Annotated in this window: 23 protein-coding genes; 12 read left to right on the forward strand and 11 right to left on the reverse strand. The window is 68.1% G+C overall.

Annotation, left to right across the window (positions count from 1 at the left end; translation table 11 throughout):
* The first annotated feature begins 134 nt into the window (after positions 1–134).
* The 4 genes from GLP40_RS17390 to GLP40_RS17405 all read left to right on the forward strand — a co-directional run bounded on the left by GLP40_RS17390 (position 135) and on the right by GLP40_RS17405 (position 4380).
* Positions 135–1712 carry an LVIVD repeat-containing protein gene (locus GLP40_RS17390; RefSeq protein ID WP_154788936.1) on the forward strand — a complete coding sequence of 526 codons (1578 nt, stop codon included), beginning with the start codon at positions 135–137 and terminating at the stop codon, positions 1710–1712.
* A complete protein-coding gene (locus tag GLP40_RS17395) occupies positions 1709–2377 on the forward strand; it encodes a DUF305 domain-containing protein (RefSeq protein WP_328290283.1) in 669 nt (222 codons plus the stop codon). The genes GLP40_RS17390 and GLP40_RS17395 overlap by 4 nt, the downstream gene beginning before the upstream one ends.
* A gap of 47 nt (positions 2378–2424) precedes the next feature.
* Positions 2425–3417 carry an adenylate/guanylate cyclase domain-containing protein gene (locus tag GLP40_RS17400; RefSeq protein WP_196054709.1) on the forward strand — a complete coding sequence of 331 codons (993 nt, stop codon included), beginning with the start codon at positions 2425–2427 and terminating at the stop codon, positions 3415–3417.
* Between the two features lie 237 nt (positions 3418–3654).
* On the forward strand, positions 3655–4380 hold the full coding sequence (locus tag GLP40_RS17405) for a PaaI family thioesterase (protein ID WP_154788938.1): 726 nt from the start codon (positions 3655–3657) through the stop codon (positions 4378–4380).
* A 269-nt stretch (positions 4381–4649) separates the two neighbouring features.
* Here GLP40_RS17405 and GLP40_RS17410 read toward each other — a convergent pair whose 3' ends face one another.
* From GLP40_RS17410 to GLP40_RS17420, 3 genes are read right to left on the reverse strand one after another with little or no spacing between them, the layout of a single operon-like run.
* Positions 4650–5939, reverse strand: coding sequence for an acyl-CoA dehydrogenase family protein (locus GLP40_RS17410; protein WP_154788939.1), 1290 nt, complete (start codon positions 5937–5939; stop codon positions 4650–4652).
* 2 nt (positions 5940–5941) lie between these two features.
* Positions 5942–6583 carry a TetR/AcrR family transcriptional regulator gene (locus GLP40_RS17415; RefSeq protein ID WP_154788940.1) on the reverse strand — a complete coding sequence of 214 codons (642 nt, stop codon included), beginning with the start codon at positions 6581–6583 and terminating at the stop codon, positions 5942–5944.
* The gene (locus tag GLP40_RS17420; protein ID WP_154788941.1) at positions 6580–7326 is read right to left on the reverse strand and encodes an SDR family NAD(P)-dependent oxidoreductase; all 747 of its coding nucleotides are present in this window, start codon (positions 7324–7326) and stop codon (positions 6580–6582) included. The genes GLP40_RS17415 and GLP40_RS17420 overlap by 4 nt, the downstream gene beginning before the upstream one ends.
* Before the next feature lie 183 nt (positions 7327–7509).
* On the opposite strand from GLP40_RS17420, the gene GLP40_RS17425 reads away from it, so the two are divergent.
* A complete protein-coding gene (locus GLP40_RS17425) occupies positions 7510–9693 on the forward strand; it encodes a malate synthase G (protein WP_154788942.1) in 2184 nt (727 codons plus the stop codon).
* Positions 9694–10033: 340 nt separating this feature from the next.
* On the opposite strand, the gene GLP40_RS17430 is transcribed toward GLP40_RS17425, so the two are convergent.
* Positions 10034–11008: a helix-turn-helix transcriptional regulator gene (locus GLP40_RS17430; RefSeq protein WP_154788943.1), complete on the reverse strand. Its 975-nt coding sequence runs from the start codon at positions 11006–11008 to the stop codon at positions 10034–10036.
* Positions 11009–11116: 108 nt separating this feature from the next.
* Between GLP40_RS17430 and GLP40_RS17435 the strand changes: the two genes are divergently transcribed.
* On the forward strand, positions 11117–12010 hold the full coding sequence (locus tag GLP40_RS17435; protein ID WP_154788944.1) for an alpha/beta fold hydrolase: 894 nt from the start codon (positions 11117–11119) through the stop codon (positions 12008–12010).
* Positions 12011–12252: 242 nt separating this feature from the next.
* Here GLP40_RS17435 and GLP40_RS17440 read toward each other — a convergent pair whose 3' ends face one another.
* The 6 genes from GLP40_RS17440 to GLP40_RS17465 all read right to left on the reverse strand — a co-directional run bounded on the left by GLP40_RS17440 (position 12253) and on the right by GLP40_RS17465 (position 18076).
* Positions 12253–12597, reverse strand: coding sequence for a hypothetical protein (locus GLP40_RS17440; protein WP_154788945.1), 345 nt, complete (start codon positions 12595–12597; stop codon positions 12253–12255).
* The gene (locus GLP40_RS17445) at positions 12590–12892 is read right to left on the reverse strand and encodes a hypothetical protein (RefSeq protein ID WP_154788946.1); all 303 of its coding nucleotides are present in this window, start codon (positions 12890–12892) and stop codon (positions 12590–12592) included. The genes GLP40_RS17440 and GLP40_RS17445 overlap by 8 nt, the downstream gene beginning before the upstream one ends.
* A 103-nt stretch (positions 12893–12995) precedes the next feature.
* A complete protein-coding gene (locus GLP40_RS17450; protein ID WP_154788947.1) occupies positions 12996–14264 on the reverse strand; it encodes a cytochrome P450 in 1269 nt (422 codons plus the stop codon).
* Between the two features lie 16 nt (positions 14265–14280).
* Positions 14281–15624, reverse strand: coding sequence for an FAD-dependent oxidoreductase (locus GLP40_RS17455; protein WP_154788948.1), 1344 nt, complete (start codon positions 15622–15624; stop codon positions 14281–14283).
* Positions 15621–16841 (reverse strand): cytochrome P450, encoded by a 1221-nt coding sequence (locus GLP40_RS17460; protein ID WP_154788949.1) that lies wholly within the window; start codon positions 16839–16841, stop codon positions 15621–15623. The genes GLP40_RS17455 and GLP40_RS17460 overlap by 4 nt, the downstream gene beginning before the upstream one ends.
* Positions 16838–18076, reverse strand: a complete 1239-nt coding sequence (locus GLP40_RS17465) for a cytochrome P450 (RefSeq protein ID WP_328290284.1) — start codon at positions 18074–18076, stop codon at positions 16838–16840. Before GLP40_RS17465 ends, GLP40_RS17460 begins: the two co-directional genes overlap by 4 nt.
* Positions 18077–18282: 206 nt before the next feature.
* Between GLP40_RS17465 and GLP40_RS17470 the strand changes: the two genes are divergently transcribed.
* Genes GLP40_RS17470 through GLP40_RS17495 form a run of 6 tightly spaced genes read left to right on the forward strand, consistent with a single transcriptional unit; the run spans position 18283 to position 23271 of the window.
* Complete coding sequence (locus GLP40_RS17470) at positions 18283–19935, forward strand: AMP-binding protein (protein WP_154788951.1); 1653 nt, start codon at positions 18283–18285, stop codon at positions 19933–19935.
* Positions 19936–19974: 39 nt separating this feature from the next.
* Positions 19975–20763, forward strand: a complete 789-nt coding sequence (locus tag GLP40_RS17475; protein ID WP_328290285.1) for a ferritin-like domain-containing protein — start codon at positions 19975–19977, stop codon at positions 20761–20763.
* Positions 20764–20771: 8 nt separating this feature from the next.
* Positions 20772–21314, forward strand: coding sequence for a PaaI family thioesterase (locus GLP40_RS17480; protein ID WP_154788952.1), 543 nt, complete (start codon positions 20772–20774; stop codon positions 21312–21314).
* A complete protein-coding gene (locus GLP40_RS17485) occupies positions 21311–21562 on the forward strand; it encodes an acyl carrier protein (protein WP_154788953.1) in 252 nt (83 codons plus the stop codon). The genes GLP40_RS17480 and GLP40_RS17485 overlap by 4 nt, the downstream gene beginning before the upstream one ends.
* On the forward strand, positions 21559–22413 hold the full coding sequence (locus GLP40_RS17490; RefSeq protein ID WP_328290286.1) for an SAM-dependent methyltransferase: 855 nt from the start codon (positions 21559–21561) through the stop codon (positions 22411–22413). Before GLP40_RS17485 ends, GLP40_RS17490 begins: the two co-directional genes overlap by 4 nt.
* A gap of 15 nt (positions 22414–22428) precedes the next feature.
* Complete coding sequence (locus GLP40_RS17495; RefSeq protein ID WP_154788954.1) at positions 22429–23271, forward strand: acyl-ACP desaturase; 843 nt, start codon at positions 22429–22431, stop codon at positions 23269–23271.
* Between the two features lie 75 nt (positions 23272–23346).
* Here GLP40_RS17495 and GLP40_RS17500 read toward each other — a convergent pair whose 3' ends face one another.
* Complete coding sequence (locus GLP40_RS17500; RefSeq protein WP_154788955.1) at positions 23347–23832, reverse strand: PaaI family thioesterase; 486 nt, start codon at positions 23830–23832, stop codon at positions 23347–23349.
* Positions 23833–23876: the final 44 nt, after the last annotated feature.

Below are 23876 nucleotides of genomic sequence, written 5' to 3' on the forward strand. Positions count from 1 at the left end.
AGACAATTTCGAGTTCACACCCACCAAGCAACAGTCGATGGGTTAACGTTCCGATAAGTAACCGCGACCACATCGCGCACCCTTCTGTGCCGCCGGTCACGGATCGTTACGACGGAAGACGGGGGGTTACCGCATTGAAGCGGTTCACGAGCTTGCGCCGGTCCACGCCGGCGGCGGTGTTGGCGGTGACGCTGCTGGGGGCGGCCGTGCTGCCGATGCAGGGCGCGTCCGCGGATCTGCAGTCCGACATCGCGAATCAGGTCCAGCAGTTCCTCGATGTCGGGCGGACCTCGGTGCCGCGCGCGGACTGCGGGGACGACGCGTTGCCGGAAACTGGTCTGCAGGGCGATGTTCCGGCCGAGGACCGCGACAGCGGGCGCAGCACGCTGGGGTATCGCTGCAATCTGTCGTTCGTGGGCGGGTATGTCGGCAAGGGCGCGGGCATCACCTCGGCCACCTACGACCACTGCTCCTACACCGGTTCGCTGTTCCCGGGCAATATTCTCGGGCCCGCGCAGGGCGTGCAGGTGCTGGACGTATCGGATCCGGCGAATCCGGTGGTGACCGGCAGCCTCACCGAGCCCGCCATGCTCGCGGGCACCTGGGAGTCGCTCAAGGTCAATCCCGAGCGAAAACTGCTGGTGGGCACCGGCGTTCCGGTCGCCGAGGGCGCCGGATACCTCTCGGTCTACGACATCTCCGACTGTGCGCACCCACGATTGCTGAATCCGGGCGCCGGCACGAATCTGCTGATGCCGCTGCCGATCACGACCCATGAGGGCGGGTTCTCGCCGGATGGGCGCACCTACTGGGCATCGGGCATCGCGCCCGGCTTCGTCAGCGCGGTCGATCTGACCGACCCGACGAACCCGCACGTCATCTGGCAGGGCCTCACCGGCATCGAGGCGCATGGCTTCGGCATCAGCCCGGACGGCAACCGCATGTACCTCTCGGCGCTGGCCGGTTTCACCGTCCTCGATATCAGCGCTGTGCAGCGCCGCGACCCGAACCCGCAGGTCAATCACCTGGGCCGAGTGTTCTGGACCGATGGCTGGGCGACCCAGCACAGCATCCCGGTCACCTATGACGGCAAGCCCTACCTGTTCACCGTGGACGAGGGCGGCGCGGGCGGTGTGAAACTCATCGACATCTCCGACGAGACGAACCCGACGGTGGCGGCCAAGATCAAGCTGGAGATCAACCTGCCGGAGAACCAGGACTCGGCGATGGCCTCGGCCATGGGCGGCTCGTTGTTCTCCTATGACGCCCACTACTGCGCCGCCGACCGCCCCGACAATCCGACCGCGCTGGCCTGCGGCTGGGAGGAGGCCGGCATCCGGGTGTTCGATGTGCGGGATCCGTTCCATGCCAAGGAGATCGCGTACTTCAATCCGCCGGCGCGCAAGGGCCGCAACCTGGAGCTGTGGAATTCGCCGCACGCCCTGGCCTCGATCATCGGCGTCCCGGCGATGGAGTTCCCGTCGGCGGCGCGGGCCATGCTGGAGGGCAAGTTCGACCCGAACCAGGCGCTCTCCTCGCGGACCGGCATGGTGGCCCTCGGCGACTTGTCCACCGACTGGTGCTTCTCGCCGCCGGAGTGGCACGGAAGCCAGTTGTGGACCACCTGCAATGACAACGGGTTCATGGTGCTGCGGCTCGCGGACGATGTGTACACGCCACCCGCCGATCAGCGATCCGTGGTGGGGTCGTGACGGAAACCACCGCCCGTCAAGGTAACCGGGTCCGGCGGTCATCGGGATCCGCCGTTCTCGTCCTCGCCCTGCTGGCGGCCGGTGTCCTGTTGCGCCCGCTGTTGATCCCCGAGAGCCATTCCGCGCCACAGGTTCTGGGCCAGGTCGAGATCGGCTTCTGCGAGGACATGGCCGCCCACCACGAGCAGGCGCTGCTCATGGTGCAGCGCTTGGATTCCGGCGTCGACCCCACGGTGCGCCGGCTGGCCCAGCAGATCGGCGATGCCCAGCGCATGGAGATCGGCACCCTGTTTGGCTGGCTGCGCCTGGCCAATGCCTCGCCGGACTCCAAGCATCCTATGGCCTGGACGAACTCGGCTTCGACTGCCGCCCATGACCATTCGATGCCTGCCATGACCGCCGCCGGTACCGCGATGCCGGGCATGGCCACCCAGGCCGAACTCGACTCCCTGGCTGCCGCGCGCGGTAAGGACGCCGAGATCCTGTTTCTGCAACTCATGCTGCGCCACCACCGCGGTGGCGTGGCCATGGCGAAGGCGGCCGACGAGCTCATCGGGTCGGGTCCGGTGAAGGAAGCCGCGCGCGGCATGATCACGACCCAGTCCCAGGAGGCGGGGCTGATGACGATCATGCTCGCCCAACGCAATGCCCAGCCCCTGTCCTGAGATCCGAGACACCCGGTCGCCGCGGCTGAATGTGCTGTACTGACGGCATGATCGAATCTGGTGGGTTGACCGCGGTGGTCGAACAGTCGTTGCTCGGCGGCCCGCGCCGGTACACCCGCACCCAGGTGGCCGAACTCTCGGGTGTTCCCGTCGACCGGGCCCGGAAATTGTGGGTGGCGCTGGGCTTTCCGGCCGCGGCGAGCGATGACGAGGTGGCGTTCACCGACAATGACGTCGCCGCCGTCCGCGCCTTCGCCACCCTGAATCCGACCTCGGTCGCGAGTGAGCACAGCCAGATCGCCGCCGCGCGCACACTGGGTCAGGCCATGGCGCGGCTGGCCGAGTGGCAGGCGGATCTGATCACCCGCGAGATCGGTGGCCACCTCGCCGCCGATGGCGGGGAGCCGACGCCCGAGGCGCGCCGGGAGGCCATCGCCCGGGCCATCGCGGTCCTCGCCGATCTGCAGGACTACGCCTGGCAACGGCACATGGCCGCCGCGCTGAGCCGCTCGCACGAGTCCGGCGGCGCCACAAGGCAATTGCTGGTCGGGTTCGCCGATATGGTCGGCTACACCCGGCTGTCTCGGCACCTCGACCCCGACGAGCTCACCGAACTGCTGGAGACCTTCGAGGCCACGACCACCGAGGCGATCACCGGCCATGGCGGCTGGGTGATCAAGAACGTCGGCGACGAAGTGATGTTCGCCGCCGAGAACGCACGCGACGGCGCGCGTATCGCGCTGGACATGAACGCGGCGATCAGCCGTGCGGCCCAGGCGATTCCGGAGATGCCCCAGATCCGGGTGGGCCTGGCGTACGGACCGGTCCTCACCCGTTTCGGTGACCTCTACGGCACCGTGGTCAATATCGCCGCCCGCCTGACCGGCGTGGCCCGGCCGGGCACGGTCCTCGTCGACGACGGCGCGGCGGCCGAACTCGACGACGACGCCGACCTGACCCTCCGCCATTTGCGCAGCGTGCGAGTCAAGGGCTTCTCCCGCCTGCGTTCCCATGTGGTCCGCGAGCGCAAGCGTCGATAGCCCGGGCGACAGTTCACCCCCTAGCGCCCCCGGTCCTGCATCCGCGGACCGGACGCTACCGGACGGACCGGATCCGCGAGATCCCCGGCGTGGACCACAGCGATGCCGACCGGGTGCTCGACCCTCATCATCGCCCTCGCGCGCGAGTGCGAAATTTCACCGACAGCGACCGGGTCCGCCCTGGGTATGGTCGAAGTGTCGATCGGCCCCTCCGGCCGGGAAAGGCTGGCTCACACGATGACCCAGGCGCAAGCGCTCACCATCCCCGCGCACATCCACGGCTATCCGCAGGTGGCTTTCGGCGGCTACCTGGCGGGCCTGCTCGCGGCGAATACCGGTGCGGATACCGTGCGCGTGGATTTCCGCCGCGTGGTCCCGGTCGGCACCCCGATCCTGCTGTCCCGCCCGGAGCCGGGCCACGCCGCGCTGACCGCCGTCGACGACGCCCTGCTGGTCCAGGCGAGCCCGGCCGCCCTCACCCTGGACCCCATCCCGGCGCCTCCGTGGTCCGACGCCGTAAACGCGGTCGAGGCCGCCCTTTCCTCCCCGCACCGCGCCGTCACCGACTGCTACGGCTGCGGCGTGGCCTGCGATCCGGGCCGCGGCCTGCGCCTGTTCCCGTGGCGCGTACCCGGCACCGAGATCATGGCCGCCGCCTGGACCCCCGATCCGGGTCTCGCGGACGACAACGGCGAGCTGCCGCCGGAAGTCGTGTGGTCGGCCCTCGACTGCCCCGGCGGCCTGGCCGCGTTCATCTTCTCCAGGATGGGTCAGGGCGCGTTCACCGCGGCCATGACCGCGACCCAGCTGGCCCCGATCACGGCCGGATCCGATTACATCTCCCACGCCTGGGCGATGCATCACGACGGCCGCAAACACACTGTCGGCGTGGCTCTTTCCACTTCCGACGGCGACCTGTGCGCCCTGTCCGAGGCGCTCTGGATCGAGCCCCGGCAGCCCTGAGCGCGAGAGCGTGCACAATACGGACCGCGTGGCAGGTGTTCCGCATCGCCGAAAGCACGGACCGATTCCATAGCCGCGGTCATCGATCGGAACACTGTCGGCCGCTGTAGGAGGGCTGGAAATTCGTTGCGGGCGCGGACGATTACGCCGACGGCCCGACCGCCGCGAATGCCACGATATTCATCACGAACATCGAGTTGCCGCCGCTGTCGACTGCACCGACACCGATATCCGCACGATCGACGAGCCCACGCCCGCAGACTGATTCGTCAGAGGTTGGCGATGGTGTGTTCGAGCCGTTCGGCCACCAGCTGTCGGGCCTCCTCGACCAAGGCTGGCCGGTAGCCGCTCGGGTAGACCGGATCGCCGGGTGCGTAGGCCTTCAGCACCTCCCTGGCCAGGGTGATCTTGTGGACCTCTGTCGGCCCGTCGGCGATGGCCATGATCTGCGCGTAGGTCATCATGTCGGTGAACGGCAGGTCCGTGCTCACGCCGATCGCGCCGTGCAGGTGCATGGCCCGCTGGGCGATGTCGTGCATGACCTTCGGCATCGCCACCTTGATGGCCGCGATGTCGTGACGCACCTTCAGATAATCCTGCTCCTTGTCGATGCGCCACGCGGTGCGCAGCACCAGCAGCCGGAACTGCTCCATCTCGATCCAGGAGTCGGCGATCTTCTCCTGCGTCATCTGGAGACCGCCGAGCACGCCCTTGCGCATGGGACGGGAGACCGCGCGCTCGCACATCATGTCGAAGGCCTTGCGCACCAACGCGACCGTGCGCATGGCGTGGTGGACACGGCCGCCGCCCAAGCGGGTCTGGGCCACGATGAAGCCGAGGCCCTCGGTGCCCAGCAGCGCGTCGGCGGGGACACGGACGTCGGTGAAGCGCAGGTGCCCTTCGTGCTCGCTGAAGCCGGGCACCGTGAAGTTCTTCACGATCTCGAGGCCGGGGGCATCGGCGGGGACGATGAACATCGACAGCCGCTGGTGCGGCGGCGCTTCCGGATCGGTCACCGCCATGACGATGTGGAAGGTGGCGAATTCGGCGGCGGAGTTGAACCACTTCTCGCCGTTGATGACCCACTCGTCGCCGTCGCGCACCGCGCGGGTGCGGAAGGCGGTCGGGTCCGAGCCGCCGGTGGGTTCGGTCATCGCGTAACACGAGCCGATCTCGCCGTCGAGCAGCGGCCGCAGGTATTTCGCCTGCTGCTCGGGCGTCCCGAAATGCGCGAGGATCTCGGCGTTGCCCGAGTCCGGTGCCTGGCAGCCGAAGACCAGCGGAGCCCACATGGAGGTGCCCAGCACCTCGTTGAGCAACGCCAGTTTGAGCTGCCCGTAGCCGGGACCGCCCAGTTCGGGTCCGAGGTGGCAGGCCCACAGCTGCTGGTCCTTCACCTTCTGCTGCAACGGTTTCATCAGCGCCCGGATCTCGGGGTGCCGGCGGTCGTAGGGGTTGGGGTAGATCAGGTCCAGAGGTTCCACCTCGGTCCTGACGAACTCCGCGACCCAGTCCAGTTTCTTCTGGTACTCCGGGTCCGTCTCGAAATCCCAAGCCATGATCAGCCTTTCGTGCTCGTACGCGGTTGGATGAGTCCATCGAGGACGGTGGTGCAGAGGATGTCGGCGATCTCGTCGGGCGTGTGCTGCCCGCCGGGCCGATACCAGAGGGTCACCGTATTGAGCATGCCCAGCACGCCGTTGGTGACCACGTGGTCGGCGGTACGCAGCACGCCCGCGGCCTGGCCGGCGTCGATCACCCGCTGCCACAGGGCTTGGATGCGGTCGCGCAGCTCCTGAAGTTCGCGCGCGCGGTCGCCGCTCAGCGCGGTGACGTCGCGCAGCTGGATCGCCACGGCCGCCCGGTTGTCGATGATCAGCCGCACGTGGCTGTGAATCAGGCTGCGCAGCTTGGCGGCTGGATGGTCCGAGCCGCTCGCTATCTGCTCGGCCTCGGCCAGCATGAGCCGGGTGTAGTCGGCGAGGATCTGCCACAGCAGCTCCTCCTTGGATCCGATGTGGTAATACAGCGCACCGCGCTGCACATCGGCCCGGTCCCCGATCTCGGCGACGCCGGTGCCGTGGAAACCCTTCTCCGCGAACAGCTCCAGCGCCGCACGTACGATCCGCTCCCGGGTCTGCCCCGGCCCGCTCGCCGAGGCGGGCGGGCGGCCGCGGCGGCGAGCGGGAACCGCGGCGGTCATCGGAATCCACCGTCCAGGGCGAGGGTCGCGCCGGTGCAGTAGGCGGAGGCGTCGGAGGCGAGGAATACGGCCGCCCCGACGATGTCGGCGGGCAGGCCGATCCGGCCGAGTGCGGTGTGTCGCGCGAGTTCCGCGCGCATGTCCTGTGGCCACGCCTTGGCGATATCGGTGTCGAACGGGCCGCAGCGGATCGTATTGACACGCACCGCCGGCCCGTAGGTGTGCGCCAGACCGACGGTCAGGTTCTCGAGACCGGCCTTCGCGGCCGCGTAGGGCACCGCCAGCGGTTCCGGATGCGCGGCCTCGATCGACGATATATTCACGATCGACCCGCCACCCGACGCGGCCATGCGCGCGCCGATGAGCGCCGAGAGCCGGAACGGGCCCTTCAGATTGGTGGCGATCACCTTGTCGAACATGGCCTCGGAAACCTGATCCAGGCTGGGATAGAGCAGCGACATCCCGGCATTGTTGATCAGCACGTCGACCGTGCCGAACTCGCCGTAGGCCGCGTCGGCCAGCGTCTCGCACTGGTCCCAGTCGCCGACATTGCAGGCCACCGGCAGCGCCCGCTGCCCGGTCTTCGCACGCACATCGGAGGCTAGTTCCTCACATGCGTCGAGCTTGCGGCTGGCGATGACCACGTCCGATCCGGCCTGGGCGAGGGCGAGCACCATCTCCCGCCCGAGCCCGCGGCTGCCGCCCGTTACCACAGAGACCTTGCCCGACAAGGGTTTTCCCATCAATCGCACCTTCGCCACGAACCGCTGAATAATGTTCTACTCGGTACATTAAATGTACCGATCGATACAATCAACCCCCATCCTTCGAGGCGCCAACCCCGAGGCCGGGAAATACCGTTCGGTAACCGCGAGTAATATGACGCGCGTACTATTTCCACCCGGCTTCTCGAAATGAGGCAGTAGATGACAGAGCGGATTCAGGTCGGCGGGCTTCAGGTTGCCAAGGTGCTCCACGATTTCGTGGAGAACGAGGCCCTTCCCGGCACCGGTGTTGATTCCGCCGCGTTCTGGTCGGGTGCCGAGGCCGTCATCAATGACCTCGCTCCCCGCAACCGCGCTCTGCTGGCGGAACGCGACGACATCCAAGCCAAGATCGACGAGTGGCACCGCGCGAACCCGGGCGCAGGCTACGACAAGGCTGCCTACAAGCAGTTCCTCACCGAGATCGGCTATCTCCGTCCCGAACCGGCCGACTTCCAGATCGGCACCGAGAACGTGGACGCCGAAATCGCCACCCAGGCGGGACCGCAGCTGGTCGTGCCGGTGATGAACGCCCGCTTCGCCATCAATGCCGCGAATGCGCGCTGGGGCTCGCTCTACGACGCCCTGTACGGCACCGATGCCATCTCCGAGGCCAATGGCGCGGAGAAGGGTTCGGGCTACAACAAGGTCCGCGGGGACAAGGTCATCGAGTGGGCCCGCAACTTCCTCGACGACGCGGTGCCGCTGATCACGGGTTCGCACGTCGGCTCCACCAAGTACTCGATCGAGGACGGCGAGCTCGTGGTCGGCCTCGAGGACGGCACCGACATCGGCCTGGCCGACGCGGACGCCCTCGTGGGCTACCTGGGCGATCCCGCCGACCCGACCTCGGTGCTGCTGAAGCACAACGGTCTGCACATCGAGATCCAGATCGACCCGGCCTCCCCGATCGGTTCCACCGACACCGCCGGCGTCAAGGACGTGGTGCTGGAGTCCGCGGTCACCACGATCATGGACTTCGAGGACTCGGTCGCCGCGGTGGACGCCGAGGACAAGGTCCTCTGCTACCACAACTGGCTGGGCCTGATGAAGGGCGATCTGGCCGAGCAGGTGTCGAAGGGCGGCAAGACCTTCACCCGCACCATGAACCCGGACCGCGTGTACACCGCGCTGGACGGCAGTGAGCTTGTGCTGCACGGCCGTTCGCTGTTGTTCGTGCGCAACGTGGGTCACCTGATGACCTCGGACGCGATCCTCGACGCGCAGGGCAACGAGGTGCCGGAGGGCATCATGGACGGCCTGATCACCGTGCTGATCGCCAAGCACGCCCTGGTCGGCGACACCCAGCTGAAGAACACCCGCACCGGCTCGATCTACATCGTCAAGCCGAAGATGCACGGCCCGGACGAGGTGGCCTTCACCAACGAGCTGTTCGGCCGCATCGAAGAGGTCGTGGGCCTGCCGGTCAACACCCTCAAGGTCGGCATCATGGACGAGGAGCGCCGCACCACGGTGAACCTGAAGGCGTCCATCTTCGCCGCCAAGGACCGCGTGGTGTTCATCAACACCGGCTTCCTGGACCGCACCGGCGACGAGATCCACACCTCTATGGAGGCCGGGCCGATGGTCCGCAAGGCCGAGATGAAGGCCCAGCAGTGGATCAAGTCCTACGAGGACTGGAACGTCGACACCGGTCTGGCCACCGGCCTGCCCGGCAAGGCGCAGATCGGCAAGGGCATGTGGGCCATGCCCGACCTGATGGCCGACATGCTGGTCCAGAAGATCGGCCACCCGCGCTCCGGAGCCAACACCGCCTGGGTGCCCTCGCCCACCGCCGCCACCCTGCATGCCACCCACTACCACCTGGTGGACGTGTTCAAGCGGCAGGCCGAGATCGCCAAGGGCGGCCCGCGCGCCACCGTCGACGAGATCCTCGAGATCCCGCTCGCCCCGAACACCGACTGGTCCGCCGAGGAGATCCAGCAGGAGCTGGACAACAACTCGCAGAGCATCCTCGGTTACGTGGTGCGCTGGATCGACCAGGGCGTCGGCTGCTCGAAGGTGCCCGACATCCAGGACATCGGACTCATGGAGGACCGCGCCACCCTGCGCATCTCCAGCCAGCTGATGGCCAACTGGCTGCGCCACGGCATCGTGACCGAGGCGGATGTCATCGCCTCCCTCGAGCGCATGGCCCCCGTCGTCGACCGTCAGAACGCCGGCGACTCCAACTACTTCGCCATGGCGCCGGACTTCAACGCGTCCATCGCCTTCCAGGCCGCGAAGGACCTGATCCTCGAGGGCGCCAAGCAGCCCAACGGCTACACCGAGCCCATCCTGCACCGCCGCCGCCGCGAGGCCAAGGCCGCCGCCAAGTGCGTGTAGGCCCCGAATTCGGTTGAGCCTTGAAGGGATCCCCGGTCGACCATCGTCGACCGGGGATTTTCCTTTACATGCCGGCCAAGCGGGACAGCGCGAACGAGATCGGGAACGGCTCGGACTTCTGTGGTCACCACAACCTCGTTTCCGCCGGTGTACCCGGCGGGATGTTCCATCGTGCGTACGTGTAGTGCGGGTCGACGGTTATCACGTCGGCGACCCGCACCAGTTCGTCGGGCACGGTCCCGCCGAGGTGGTCGAGGTTCGGTAACGAGATGTCCGGCGATGGTCCTCCATTATTGTTGTGCCGCAATGCGGAATTCATCGATACGAAAATCCGCATGGGTCAGCCGCCGTAGAGTCGGGCCATGGCGGCGGTTTGGGTGGCGATACGGCGGCGAAGCTCGTGGGGGCCGAGGACTTCTGCGCCCGCACCCAGACGAAGAATGTCGGAAAGGGCGCGGTCGAGAGATTCGATGGGGAGGTATACCTCACGAAAGCCATCGGGGTCGGGGTCTTTGGCGGAGTCGCGGGCAGCTTGGGCCGAGGCCGGATCAAGGAGTTCGGATAGTCGCTCGAATGTTTCGGCGGCCAAGCGGAGGAGGGCCGAATCACGTCGGCGGCGTTGGTCGAATGACTTCAAGTAGGTGGACCAGTAGGTTGCCAGGTCGAAGTCCGCGGGACGGGTGACGGGAATGTCGAGAATCTGGAGTTCCATAATTCGGGAGATCCGGTAGGTGCGGATTTGGAGGGCGGTGTGGCCAACCAGGTACCAGTTGCCGGATTTGAGGACCAGGCCCAGGGGTTCGGTGGTGCGGGTGACCAGATGCGGTGTGGCCCAACGGATGTAGTTGAAGCGCACAGAGTGCTCGTTCCAGACGGCGTCGGCGACAGCGGTCAGGAAGGGGGTGGGTTCTGCCTCGGCATACCAGCCCGGGGCATCCAGGTGGAAGCGTTCGGCGACACGGCCTGCGCGATCTCGTAGTTCTGGGGGCAGGGCGGACATGACTTTGAGGTTGGCGGCGGTGGCGATGGCTCCGAGGCCCAGATCGGAGGCGGCGCTGGGCAGTCCGGCCAGGAAGAGAGATTCGGCTTCGTCGGTGGTCAGGAGGTTGAGTTTGGCGCGGAAGCCGTCGAGGAGGCGGTAGCCGCCGTCGTGGCCGGGATCGCCGTAGACGGGAATGCCTGCGGCGGAGAGGGATTCCATATCGCGGTAGACGGTGCGGACGGAGACTTCCAACTGGTCGGCGATCTCCTGGGCGGTGACCCGGTCGCGCGTTTGCAGCAGCAACAGGATCGACATGAGACGGCTGGCGCGCATATCAAAAATTGTGCCGGAATCCACTGACAGTAGATGTCAGTGAAGCGCGCATACCGTGCTGCTCGTTCCGAACGGATCAAGTCCGATATCGAATGAGGAGACACCGCAATGCCTTTCATCGAGACACGCACCGGCACGTCGCTGTTCTACCGAGACTGGAGCACCGGACGACCGGTCGTGTTCTGCTCCGCGTGGGGCATGGACAGCACCGAGGCACGGGGTGTGATGGCCGATCTGGTGGCGCACGGATTCCGCGCGATCGCCGTGGACCGGCGTGGCCATGGACGCTCGGATGATCCCGGGCTGGGCTACGACTACGACACGCTCGCCGACGATCTGGCCGATGTGCTCGATCACCTGGATGTGCACGAGGCGATGCTCGTAGGTCACTCGCTGGGCGGCGGGGAGGTCGTGCGCTATCTCACCCGATACGGCACCACCCGGGTCGATCGGATCGTCCTGGTCGCGGCTGCCTTGCCGTTCCTGCGTAAGACTCCCGACAATCCGGATGGCGTTCCAGCGGAAGCGGCTGAGGCGCTGCGGGATTCGTGGCGGCACGACTTGGATACCTGGCTGACCGATAACGCCGACCCCTACATCGGCGCCGGCCTACCCGGCTGCGAGGTCTCGCAGTTCGCGCGCGACCGAGCGGTCGGCTCCATCCTGGGTACCTCGCTCCAGGCCGCGATCGAGTGCAATCGCGCGGTCACCGACACCGACTTCCGCGCGGAGTTGCGCGCGATCACCGTGCCGACACTGATCGTCCACGGCGACACCGATGCCTCCATCTCACTGGAACTGGGCGGCCGCAAACAGGCCGATCTGATCCCCGGCAGCGAACTGATCGTTTACGAGAACGCCCCGCACGGCCTGTACCTCACCCATGGCCCGCGCCTCACTGCCGACCTGCTCGGCTTCCTCGGCGATTCACCTTTGCGCCAACCCATGTCGGTGCCCGACGCGGTCGGATACGCTCCGCAGCGTCAACTCCCCCGAGCATGAGGAATTATCGATGGGTTCAACCGTCCTCGACGTCGTCAACGTGATCCTGACCCATGTCAACGCGACCTGGTCCTGGCTCACCTCGGGCTCCTCGGGCCCGATGCCGCTGTAGAACCGACGCGGACGATTTCGCGCACCCCTCCGCCGCACCCGCGGCGGAGGGGTGCGCGCGTTCTGGCTGGATTTCCGAGGCGGCGAAGAACCATCGGTCGTCGCGATGCCACGCCAGATCCTGGTGCCGGTCAGGATGCTCTGCGATGCTCGTCGTTCTCGTGGTGGGCGATGACGGCAAGGATCTCGCGCACCCAGGCGGGCCGCTGCTCACCGGTTCCGCCCTCGGCCACATCACGTTCGATCAGCGACCGGATATAAGCGGACTGCGACATGCCGAGATTGTCGGCGCGAGCTTTGCACGCCTGGTCCAGTTCGTAGGGCATCTTGATGGATCGGGGAACGAACACCGGTGGCGCGTGTGGACCGACTTCGATCCCGAAATCGGCCTCGGTCACTGTTTCGTCGGTGAACTCGAGGCGGTCGATCATCGCGGCCACATCGTCGGGGGTCATGTTGTCCAACGGGTCAGTCATTGCGGGTCGCCTCCCATTTCTCGAACTCGGCGATCTGGTCCGGACCGAGGTAGCGGGCCGCGTACACCTCGGTGTCGCTGCCTTTGCGGTGGGCGTAGACGGCGGTCAGGGTGCCGCCGCCGGGGCGGCCCCAGATCACGAACGTCGTCAACCCACTCGCCGGGTCGGTCGCGGTCCGGAACCACACCGGCCGTTTCGCGGTCACCCATGCGTCGATCACGTCGAACACGTCGTCGGGGTCTACTCCGTATCGCTCCAGCATCCTGGTCAGGGCCCAGAACCACGTGATCGCCACGCGACAAGACTACCGTAAAGACTACCCGAGCGATTGCGCTGTCGCCCGTGGTGCCGCGGCGAACCAGATGCGCCGGCCGTTGCTGAGAGTGTGACCGAAGGCCTCAGGCAGGCGTGAACCCCACCCGCAGCGATTCCAGCCCCCGGATCACCACATTCGGCTTGAACGGCGGGTTCTCCGAGATCAGTTCCATGGCACCGACTTTGCGCAGCATCACATCGAGCAGCACCTCCATCTCCAGCAGCGCCAGCGGCGCACCGAGGCAGTAGTGGATGCCGAGGCTGAAGCCCAGGTGCTTCTTGGCCGGGTTCATCGGATCGCAGTAGCGCGTCACGTCGGTGCGGTCCGGATCGGGGAAGACCCGCTCGTCGTGATTGGCCGAGTTGATCAGAACCACCACCCCGTCGCCGGTCGCGAAGTCGTGCCCGGCCACCGTGATCGGACGGGTGGCGGCCCGGGTGGTGATCTGCACCGACGGCTCCAACCGCAACAGTTCGTCCGGGGCCGAGGCCGTCAGCTCGGGCCGCTCACGCATGGCCTGGATCTGGTCGGGGGCACGCAGCAGCCGCAGCATGCCGGTGCCGATGAGGTTGGCGGTCGTCTCGTGCCCGGCCACGAAGGTGGTGATGCAGGTGGCGAGGAGCTCCTGTTCGGTGAGCACATCGCCGCGGTCCTCGACCAGCGAGAGCGCGCTCAGCAGATCATCTTTCGGGTCCGCACGGCGCTGGTCGAGCAGTTCCCGGAAGTAGCCCATGAAGCCGCGCGAGGCCGCGCTGCGCGCCGTCAGGCATTCCGCGGGCAGCGTGTAGTCGTGATCGAAGCCGCGCGCCAGGTCCTGCGACCACCGGTGCACCTGCTCGTAGGCGTCCGCTGGCACGCCGATGAGCTCGCAGGCGATGATCAGCGGCAGCGGATAGGCGATGGTCTCGACCAGGTCGAACTCGCCTTCCTCGAGCGCGCGGTCGACCAGCTGTTCGGCGAGTTCGGCGATGCGCGGCCGCAATCGGGTGACCATGCGCGGGGTGAACCCCTTGGTGACGAGGTTGCGCAGCCGGGTGTGGTCCGGCGGCTCCATCCACAGGAAGGAGGTGGGCAGTTCCTCGGGTGCGTCCTCGGGGGCGACGGTCGGGTGCATCATGCCGGCCTCCTCGGCATGGCTCCACGCGGTGGTGGACAGCACGGCCGCGCAGTCCTCGTAGCGGGTCAGCACGTGATGGCCGAGCGGGGTCAGGTGGATGGGCCCGGCGTCGCGCAGGACCCGGGCAGGGGTGTAGGGGTCGGATCGGCCGTCGGGCCCGAACAGCTGGGCCATCGCGGCCAGTACGGCCGGATCCTGTTGCTCGACTGCGGTGTTCACCTCGGGGGCGACCATAGCGGTCCTCCTGGTTTCAGTGGCGGTCTGGCGGTGTGGACGCGGCCCCGTTGCCGCGCAGCATGATTCGTCCCACGTTTATCGGATGCGCCAGTGCGGCAGGCGGTTCGACCAGGTGCGCGACCCGCATGAAGGCGCGCGCCACCCGGGGATCGTGGTGGGCGGCGCGATGCGCCCGCCGCACATAGGCGTTGGTGAGCCGGGTGCGCAGGGTGCGGGGCCCGCTCACCCCTGGATGGCTCAGGTCGGAGGAGGCGGCCAGGCGCCAGGCCAGCGCCACCGAGTCGGCGGCCGTGGCGTAGAAGCGCGCGGGCAGTCGCGCGGGCGCCGGATCGGCGCGCAGGGTGTCCCGCAGGGCGGCGGCCTCGAGCGCGGCCACGGTCATGCCCTGGGCATAGAGCGGATTGAACGCGCACTGGGCGTCGCCGAGCACGATCAGGCCGGCCGGGACCGCGGCCTGCCGGTCGAAGCGGCGTCGCACCGAGGCCCGGAACCGATAGCGCACCGGATCTCCGAGAGGTTCGGAGCCGGTGACGATCTCGTGGATATCGGGCGCGGAGAGGTCGGCGGCGTAGCGCTCGAACTCCTCAGGCTCGACGGACGGATGATCGCCGAGCATGCCCGCGAGGGTGACCAGCCAACGGTCGCCTTCGACCCGCACCGCTCCCCCGCCGCGCCCGTTCGCGCCGGTCGACACGATGACCGACGCCTGCCCGTCCAACTGGCCGGGCCGGTGCCGGTACAGCCGTGACGCGTAGCCCAGATCGACCTCGAGGCGCTCCTCGTCGGGCGGTTCGGCTCCGATTCCGCTGAGCCACTCCATCACTCGCGATCCGCGCCCGGTGGCGTCGACCACCAGATCGGCGGCCAGGATCTCCGGCCCGTTCACGCCGATCGCCCCGACGCCGCTCACCCGTCGCGCGTCGCCGACCAGCCCCTGGCCCGCGATTCGTTCGCGCACTTCGATATTCGGCAGCTCTCGGGTGCGTTCACGCAGCACCGACTCCATCAGCGCGCGAGTGGCGATGACGGAGGTGAGCCCGGTCGGAGTGGGCGTCAGCCGGGATCCCGCCACGTACCAACGGGTGTCGACCAGCACCTCGGCCACGCTCGCGCCACGGTGCACCAGTTCTGCGGTCCAGCCGGGGTAGAGCTCTTCGATGATGGCCCTGCCCCGGTCGAGCAGCCCGTGCAAGTGACGGCTCTGCGGAACGCCGCGCCGCCCCGCGCCCGCACGGTCGTCGCCGTCGTCGCGCTCGAGAACGGTGACGCGGTAATCGCTTTCGGCCAGCACCCGTGCCGCCAGCAGTCCGGCGATGCCCCCGCCCAGCACCAGCGCGCGCGGCCCGGCCGTGCTCATATCGTGACCGGCAGCGACATGACGCCGCGGTGGATGAGGCTGGGCCGGTACTCGACGCTGTCGGTGGCCGGCCGCAGTCCGGGCGCGCGCTCGAGCAGCGCGCGTATGGCGGCCGCGGCCTCGATGCGGGCCAGCGGCGCACCGACACAGTAGTGGATCCCGAGGCTGAACCCGAGATGCTTTCGCGCGGGCCGGGTTCCGGCGTAGCGGGTCACGTCGAAGCGGTCGGCGTCGGGGAAGACCCGGTCGTCGCGACTGGCGGAGGCGGTGAGCACGACCACGCCGTCGCCGCGCCGGAACTGCCGCTCGCCCACGACGGTGTCGGTCAGCGCGACGCGAATGGTGAATTGGGTGGGCGCGTCGTAGCGCAGCATCTCGTCGAGCGCGGGTTCGACGAGATCGGGTCGCTCGCGCAGGAATCGGAACTGTTCGGGATGTCGCAGCAGCGCGAGCAACCCGTTGCCGATGAGGTTGATCGAGGTCTCCATGCCCGCCACCAACAGCAGCAACGACATGCCGATGACCTCGGCCTCGGTCAGCGTCTCGCCGTCCGCGCCCACGGTGAGCGCGCTGAGCAGATCGCTGCCGGGCTCGCGCTTGCGGCGTGCGACGAGTTCACCGAAGTAACCCATGCACGCCAGGGCCGCCGCGCCGCGCGCGGTGACGGCGTCGTCATCGAGCAGTGCGTCCGGGTCGCTGCCACGGGCGATGGCCAACTGCCACTCCCGGAATCGCGCGCCGTCGGCCGGGTCCGCACCGAGCAGCCGCACCGGGATCATGGCGACCGCCAGCGGCACCGCCAGATCCTCGAGGACGTCGAAGCCGCCGCGCCCGAGGGCCGCGTCCACCAGTTCGTCGACCACCTGTCCGGCGACGGGCGCGAGGTCGGCGACCATGCGCGGGGTGAACGCCTTGGCCACCAGCTTGCGGTAGCGCCCGTGCTCGGGCGGGTCCATGCGCACGAAGGAGCCGGGTATGGCCGCGGTGGTGTCGCGGAAGGGACTGATCCCGGCCGCGTAGCCGTGCCCCCAGTCCGCGCCGGTGAGGATCGCCGCGCATTCCTCGTAGCGGGTGACGAGGGTGACGGGCACATCGCCGAGCCGGTAGGGGAACAGCGCCGCGGCGTCGCGGACGCGCCGGTAGGCCGGGTAGGGGTCGGCGCGGTGGCCGGGATCGAAGGCGTCGAAGGTGATCTCGGGAACGGCGGTGTCTCTCATCTGCCCTCCACACGGACATGAAGTTCGGACATTCCGCGCACGACCACATTGGGCCGGTACGGCGGCTCGGCCAGCAGGCTCAGGCCGGTGACGCGAACGCCCAAGGCGCGCAGCACCGTTCGCATCTCGAGCCGGGCCAGGGGCGCGCCCAGGCAGTAGTGCAGCCCCAGGCCGAAGGACAGGTGGCGTTCGGCGCGGCGCCCGGGCAGATAGCGCCCCAGGTCGAAGCGGTCGGCGGCGGGAAAGGCGGCCGGATCGCGGTTGGCCGAGCCCAGCAGCACGATCACCGCGTCGCCGGGGGCGAAAGTCCGTCCACCGATGGTGAGCTCGGCGCGCGCGGTGCGGGTGGTCAGGTGTACGGGCGCGTCGTAGCGCAGCACCTCGTCGACGGCCGGGCCGGCCAGGTCGGGGTCGGCGCGCAGCCGCCTGAATTCGCCGGGCTCGCGGATGAGCGCCAACACGCCATTGGCTATCAGGTTGACCGAGGTCTCGTGTCCGGCGACGACGAGGATGAGCAGAGTGCCGATGAGTTCGGTGTGGGTCAGGCGCACGCCCGCTTCCTCGGCCTGGACCAGGGCGGTGATCACGTCCGGTTGCGGGTTCTTGCGCCGCTGCTCGACCAGATCGCCGAAGAACGCCGTGAATTCGTGCACGGCGGCAGTGCGCGCGGCCAGTTCCTCGGGACCGAGCAGCACGTCGGGGTCGAGGCCGCGCGCGATTCCTGCCGACATGGACCGCACTTGCGCGTGGGCCTCGGTGGGCACGCCCAGCATTTCGCAGATGAGGGTGAGCGGTACCGGATAGGCCAGGGCCTCCAGCAGATCCACCTCGCCGGCGGTCAGCATCGCGGTCAGCAGTTCCTCGACCAACTGTTCGGCGCGCGCCCGCAGGGCGGTGACTGTCCGAGCGGTGAACGCCTTGCCGACCAGTCCGCGCAGTCTGGTGTGGTCTGGGGGCTCCATCCAGAGGAAGGAGCCCGGTAGTTCCACGTCGCTGTCGCCGTGCAACAGATCGGGCTCCTCGGCGTGGCTCCAGCGCGGATCGATCAGGATGGCCTGAGCCTCGGTGTGGCGGGTGACCAGGTGGGTGTCGTGCGGTCCGGGCACGAACGGACCGGCGGTGCGCAGAATCTCGTAACTGTCGTAGGGGTTGTGCCGGAATTGCGGCGCGACGCTCTCGATGACGGCCTGTTGCACCCGGGTCGTTTCCGCGACCGCGGCGGGATCGGAACTCACCGGCGACTCCTGAATTGTGCGGACCGATTTCGGATTCATCCTCTCGGCCGCTGCCCGCCTACCACCCGGCCATTGCCGACGCCTATCGACCGATCGCTGTATCCCTTTATTGCGCAGCGTAATTGGACGATCGACGGTGTTTATCACCGCTTATGATTAACAACGAGTTCAGCGCACGGACACAATTCGCTGTTGTCGTCATGGTCATGAATTCCATGAATTCGGAAGGCACGCTGCCGGATCGGCTGGCCGAGATCGCCGCCGCGCATCCGGGAGTCACCGCCACATTCTGGTCGACCGGTGAGCGTCTGGAATACGCGGAGCTACACCGCCGGTCGCTGGCGTGGGCGGCGGAGCTGGTGCGGCGCGGTGTGGGCCGCGGCGAGCCGGTCGGCATCCTGTGCCCTAACGCGCCCGAATTCCTGGTCGGCTTCTTCGGCATCGCGGCGGCGGGTGGTGCGGCCACTCCCCTGCCGCTGCCCGCGAGTACGCGCAGGGCGGGCGGCTATCCGCAGCAGCTGGCGGCGATCACCGCGGCGGCGGGCATGCGGACGGTGCTGGTGTCAGCGGCCTTCGCCGAGCTGGTGCCGCCGTTGCGCGGCAGTGTCGAGGTCGAATTCGTGGACACCGGCGCACTTTCCGGCGACAATGCCGAACCCGCCGCGCTGCCCCTGCCGGAACCCGGCGACCTCGCGGTAGTCCAATTCACCTCGGGCAGCACGGCATTGCCCAAGGGTGTGCGCCTGACGCATCGCCAGGTGCTGAGCGGGCTGGCGGCCATTCGCCGCGGCATCGCGCTGGATCTCGACGATCAGGGCGGCTTCTGGCTGCCGCTGTTCCATGATATGGGCTTGTTCGGCACGCTCTCGGCGATCCTGCGCGGCATTCCGGCGCACCTGTGGTCGCCGCTGTCGTTCGTCAAGGATCCCGCTCGCTGGCTGCGCGAGTTCGCCGCGAGCGGCACCACCATCACCGCCATGCCGAGTTTCGGCTACGAGGCGTTGCTGGCGGCGGTCGAGCCGGAGCAGGTCGCTGAGCTGGACCTACGGCACTGGCGCATCGCCTTCAATGGCGCGGAGCCGATTTCGCAGGATGTGGTGGCGCGGTTCCTGTCGCGTTTCGCGCCCGCGGGGTTCGCGCCCAGCGCCATGTTCGGTGTGTACGGGATGGCGGAGGCCACCCTGGCGGTCGCCTTCCCGCCGCTGGGACGAGAGCCGGTCTTCGAGTGGGTTGATCGGGCGCTGCTCGCGGATGCCGCTGTCGCCGAGCCTGTTTCGCCCGATCAGCGGGGTGCGCGCGCGGTGGCGGGGGTCGGCGCGGCGGTGGACGGCCTCAGCCTGCGGGTGGTCTCGGCCGAAAGCGGTGTCGAGCTGCCCGACGGCCGGGTCGGCGAGATCCTCATTCGCGGCGCGTCGGTGACCGATGGCTACCTCACGGCCGATCCGCTGTCGGTGGCCGATCGCTTCGCCGACGGCTGGCTGCGCACCGGAGACCTCGGATATCTGCGCGGCGGTGAGCTTTTCGTCACCGGCCGCTGCAAAGACATGATCACCGTGCGCGGGGTCAACCACTACGCGCAGGACGTGGAGGCGGCGGTGGCCGGTATCGACGGCATCTACAAAGGCCGCTGCACCGCCGCCGCGGACCCCGACGCGGACGTGATCGCGGTGATCGCCGAGTCCGAACGCACCGGCGACGCCGCGCACGCGCTGACCCGCGCCATCAAGGACCGCATCGCCGCGGACCTGGGCCTGGCCGCGGTCGAGGTTCACCTGGTGGCCCCGCGCACCATTCCCCGCACCAGCAGCGGCAAGCTCCGCCGGCTCGCCGCCCGCGACCTCATCACCCAGCGGCGATGACGCCCAACGGCATTCACACCTCTCGAACCGGAGTACCCCGTGCACAGTTATGACGTCTTCCGCCACTACGAGCGCCTGCACTGGAAGCTGAGCGACCTCGCCCTCGACGCCGTCGACAAGGACCTGGTGCGACCCGAGTACATCACCTTGGCCAAGAGCGCGGCCATGGGCGAATCCAATGTGATCGCGGCCGTGCACGGCTTCCTGGCGGAGTTCGTGCACGACTACGACTTCTCCACCTTCGCGGTCGTATGGGGCTATCAGGAAGTCCAGCATCACTATGCTTTCCGCTCCTGGCTGCGGGCCATCGGCGAGGACGTGCGGGACAACGCGGTGGACGCCATGCGCGAGCCCTACGCCCCGGGCACCACACCGTCGGCGACCCTGGCCACCAACATCATCTCCGAGCTGACGGTCAACCACGTCTATCGGGCGGTGTCCTCCTGGGTCGAGGAGCCGGTGCTGAAATCGCTGCTGCTCAATGCGAGTCGCGATGAGGCCGGGCATGCCCGCGAGTTCATCCACTACGCCACGGAACGGCTGGGGCGGCGTCCCGAGGAGCTGCCCTCGGTGCTCGAGACGCTGTATGTGTACAGCTCCGAGGCCAAGATCAAGCATCCGGTGAGCACGTTCAAGGCCGGGATCGCCGACCTGAGCGACCACGAGACCATCGACACCGGTTTCGAACTGTTCCTCGAACAGGTCGCGGCCGAGGGCGAATTGGAGGTGCTGCACGATAAGGTGCGGCGCACCTTCGGCACCATGACCGGTCTGGATCTGTCCAGCAATGCCAAGGTCCGGCGCGCGCTGGCCGAGGCCATCGCCTAGGCCGCGCGATGTCCGCGCCCGCCGATCCGGCCGCCGTGCGCGTGCCGTGGTCGGTCATCCCCGACTACCACTGCTTCGGATGTTCCCCGCACAACGCGTCCGGGCTGCGGCTGACCTTCACCCCGCACGGTGACGGGTTGCAGGCCCGGTTCCGGCTGGACCGGTCCTTCGAATCGTATCCGGGCATCGTGCACGGCGGCCTGACCGGCGTCATCTGCGACGAGGTGATGGGCAATCTGATCGTACTGGCCCGGCACGCGCCCGCCTTCACCGTCTCCCAGCGCACCCGCTTCCTCACCCCGCTCTTGATCGACCGCGAATACCGCTGCGTGGCAGAGCTTTCCGGCTCCGGCTCGGAGAATCTCATCCACGCGTCCGCCGAGATCCGCGACGCCGACGACGCCGTGTGCGCCGCCTCGGCCGCCACCTACCGGCCCTTCGCGCTCGACGCGGTGCGTCATCAGCTGTCCCTGCGCGACGACGAGGTCGCCCTGCTCGACCAGGCTCTCACCACGGCAAACGCCCTGTCCCCGAATGGAGTTCCGTCATGACCACCGACGACATCCTGCGCACCGTCACCGACATCGCCGCCGCCGAGACGGGGCTGCCCGCATCGACCCTCACACCCGACGCCGACCTGCGCGGCATGGCAGGGGTCGATTCGGTGCGGGTGCTGCGCATGATCGCCCGCATCGAGCGCACCTACGACATCGAACTCGAGGATGAGGACGTGTTCGGCACCGCCACCCTCGCGGATGTGGCCGCGGTGGTCGGCAAGGCGCTGCGGGAGGCGGCGTGAGCCCGGCAGGACACGGCGTGAGCGTCACCGCCGATACCAATCAGCACTACGACCTCGATCCGGAGATCTTCGGCCAGTTCCTGGATCCGCTGCGCAAGTACAGTTCCGGGCTCTACGAGTCCGGCAGCGACACCCTCGAACTCGCGCAGCGCAACAAGCTGCGGTTCGTCGCCCAGCGGCTGGGCATCAACGGCGGCGAGCGGCTGCTGGACATCGGCTGCGGGTGGGGGTCGCTGATCCTGTTCATGGCCCAGGAGTACGGCTGCGACACCCTGGGAATCAGTCCCGCCCCACGCCAGCACGAGTACATCGCGGCCGAGGCCGCCGCCCGGGGCGTGGCCCGCCAGGTGCAGACGCGCGTCGGGTATTTCGAGGAAATGGACCTGCCCGCGGGCAGTCGGGACGCGGTCACCATGCTCGGGTCCATCGTGCACATGCCGGATCTGGATCTGGTGTTCCGGCGGGCGCGCACGGTGCTGCGCCGGGGCGGTTCGCTGTACGTGTCGGAGAGCTGTTTCCGCAACGCGGCCGCGCGCCGCGCCTTCGACGAGCGCGCGGGCACGGAGTTCGTGCGCAACGACATCTTCGGATGGGGTTCACTGCGGCCGCTGTCGGAGCTGATCGCCGCCGCCGAGGACGCCGGGTTCTCCCTCACCTCGGTCGACGACCTCACCGACCAGTACCGGCGCACCATCGAGGACTGGATCGCCAATGTGGACGCCGCGGCCGACCGCATCGACGCCCACCGGCCCGGGCTTGCCGCCAAGCTGCGGCACTACCTGGAGGTGGCCAACGCCGGATGGGGTTACACCACCAAGCATTACGCACTGGGCTGCCGCAAGGCGCGCTGACGGTCGGGAGCGGATATGACGATGGAATCGGCGTTGCTGCCGGTGGGTGAGCTGGTGGCGGCGGTGGACGGGTTCCTGACCGCCTCGCCCGCGGCTCGGAGCTGGGATGTGGAGACCGCCTTCGACTGGGACGCCGCCGACGCGGGCCGGCTCACCGAGGGGCAGCGTTCGGCGGTGCGGTTCGTGACCTTCATCGAGGACCACCTGCCCGGATATTTCGATGTGTACCAGCGGTTCTTCCCGGTCGACGACAGCGTCGACCTACCCGCCTTCACGCACAATCGGGAGCTCTATCACTTCACGGTGCGCTGGGCGCTCGAGGAGGACACCCACGCGCGAGCGCTGAACCGCTATCAGGTGGACTCGGGCATCGCCGAGAGGGACGCGCTGCGTGCGGAATTGGCGGTGGAGGGACGCAAGCCGTTCGATCTGCCCTACGAGCATCCGGTGCAGTTCTTCGCCTACGCGCTGGTGCAGGAGAAGGCGACCCAGATGTACTACCACCAGTTGCGGGATGTGGCCGGTGATCCCGTGCTGGCCGCGGTGCTGTCGCGGCTGGCCCGCGACGAGGCGCGCCATTTCAGCTTCATGGCCGACGTGGTGAGCCGCTACCTGCGCACGCAGGGCGACGACGTGGTGGGGCCGATCCGCGATGTCATCGCCGGCTTCCGCATGCCGCTGGCCGATACGCTGCGCGGGTATTGGCGGTGGGCGCTGCGCATCGCCGACGTCGCCGACTACGACCACACCGCGGCCTATGAGCATCTGCTGCGGGTGCTCGACCGCGCGGTCGACGCGCGCACCGATCGCCTGGACGAGCTGGCGGGCTTCATCGCCCAGTGCCGCGCCCTGGTGTGAGCCGGCGGACGTCGACAGTGCCCGGTTCCCTTGGGAACCGGGCACTGTCGACGTCCGTCCGGGCCACCTCTCGGTTCAGCCCTGGGGGCCGAGGACCAAGATGGTAGTGGAGCCGTGGGCGATCAGCTTGCCGTTGGCGTCGGTGATCCGGCCCTCGGCGGTGGCGGTGCGGCGGCCGACGTGCACGGCCGTCGCCTCACAGGTCAGGCGGCTGCCGTCGATGGCCACCGAGCGGATGAAGTTCACCTTCAGCTCGAGGGTCGTGTAGGCGGTGCCGTCACCGAGCTTGGTGAATACCGCGCTGCCCATGGCGGTGTCGATGAGGGTGGCGAGCACGCCGCCGTGCACGGTGAACATGGCGTTGATGGTGGCCGGATTCGGGTCCAGGTAATAGCGGGTGTAACCGTCGCCCGCGTGATCGAGCCGAATGCCCAACGACGCACCGACTCCGAGATTCTCCTGCAGACCGCGTTCGAAGACGGTGGTCAACTCATTGACGCGCGCCGCGACCGTCGGGTGCAACGGGGCGTCGCCGTTCACGTGAATGCCGGTGCTGGTCATGGATTCGTCCTTCCTCTCAATGTCCCCGAATTCGACCAGCCTTC

The organism is Nocardia aurantiaca (assembly GCF_009708175.1).
GTDB classification, from domain to species: domain Bacteria; phylum Actinomycetota; class Actinomycetes; order Mycobacteriales; family Mycobacteriaceae; genus Nocardia; species Nocardia aurantiaca.

What these genes read in the sequence shown, in the direction of transcription:
- GLP40_RS17400 (WP_196054709.1), top strand. Translation starts at nt 2,425, where the DNA reads ATGATCGAATCTGGTGGGTTGACCGCGGTGGTCGAACAGTCGTTGCTC.
- GLP40_RS17405 (WP_154788938.1), top strand. Translation starts at nt 3,655, where the DNA reads ATGACCCAGGCGCAAGCGCTCACCATCCCCGCGCACATCCACGGCTAT.
- GLP40_RS17410 (WP_154788939.1), bottom strand. Translation starts at nt 5,939, where the DNA reads ATGGCTTGGGATTTCGAGACGGACCCGGAGTACCAGAAGAAACTGGAC.
- GLP40_RS17415 (WP_154788940.1), bottom strand. Translation starts at nt 6,583, where the DNA reads ATGACCGCCGCGGTTCCCGCTCGCCGCCGCGGCCGCCCGCCCGCCTCG.
- GLP40_RS17420 (WP_154788941.1), bottom strand. Translation starts at nt 7,326, where the DNA reads ATGGGAAAACCCTTGTCGGGCAAGGTCTCTGTGGTAACGGGCGGCAGC.
- GLP40_RS17425 (WP_154788942.1), top strand. Translation starts at nt 7,510, where the DNA reads ATGACAGAGCGGATTCAGGTCGGCGGGCTTCAGGTTGCCAAGGTGCTC.
- GLP40_RS17430 (WP_154788943.1), bottom strand. Translation starts at nt 11,008, where the DNA reads ATGCGCGCCAGCCGTCTCATGTCGATCCTGTTGCTGCTGCAAACGCGC.
- GLP40_RS17435 (WP_154788944.1), top strand. Translation starts at nt 11,117, where the DNA reads ATGCCTTTCATCGAGACACGCACCGGCACGTCGCTGTTCTACCGAGAC.
- GLP40_RS17440 (WP_154788945.1), bottom strand. Translation starts at nt 12,597, where the DNA reads ATGACTGACCCGTTGGACAACATGACCCCCGACGATGTGGCCGCGATG.
- GLP40_RS17450 (WP_154788947.1), bottom strand. Translation starts at nt 14,264, where the DNA reads ATGGTCGCCCCCGAGGTGAACACCGCAGTCGAGCAACAGGATCCGGCC.
- GLP40_RS17455 (WP_154788948.1), bottom strand. Translation starts at nt 15,624, where the DNA reads ATGAGCACGGCCGGGCCGCGCGCGCTGGTGCTGGGCGGGGGCATCGCC.
- GLP40_RS17460 (WP_154788949.1), bottom strand. Translation starts at nt 16,841, where the DNA reads ATGAGAGACACCGCCGTTCCCGAGATCACCTTCGACGCCTTCGATCCC.
- GLP40_RS17470 (WP_154788951.1), top strand. Translation starts at nt 18,283, where the DNA reads ATGAATTCCATGAATTCGGAAGGCACGCTGCCGGATCGGCTGGCCGAG.
- GLP40_RS17480 (WP_154788952.1), top strand. Translation starts at nt 20,772, where the DNA reads ATGTCCGCGCCCGCCGATCCGGCCGCCGTGCGCGTGCCGTGGTCGGTC.
- GLP40_RS17485 (WP_154788953.1), top strand. Translation starts at nt 21,311, where the DNA reads ATGACCACCGACGACATCCTGCGCACCGTCACCGACATCGCCGCCGCC.
- GLP40_RS17495 (WP_154788954.1), top strand. Translation starts at nt 22,429, where the DNA reads ATGACGATGGAATCGGCGTTGCTGCCGGTGGGTGAGCTGGTGGCGGCG.
- GLP40_RS17500 (WP_154788955.1), bottom strand. Translation starts at nt 23,832, where the DNA reads ATGACCAGCACCGGCATTCACGTGAACGGCGACGCCCCGTTGCACCCG.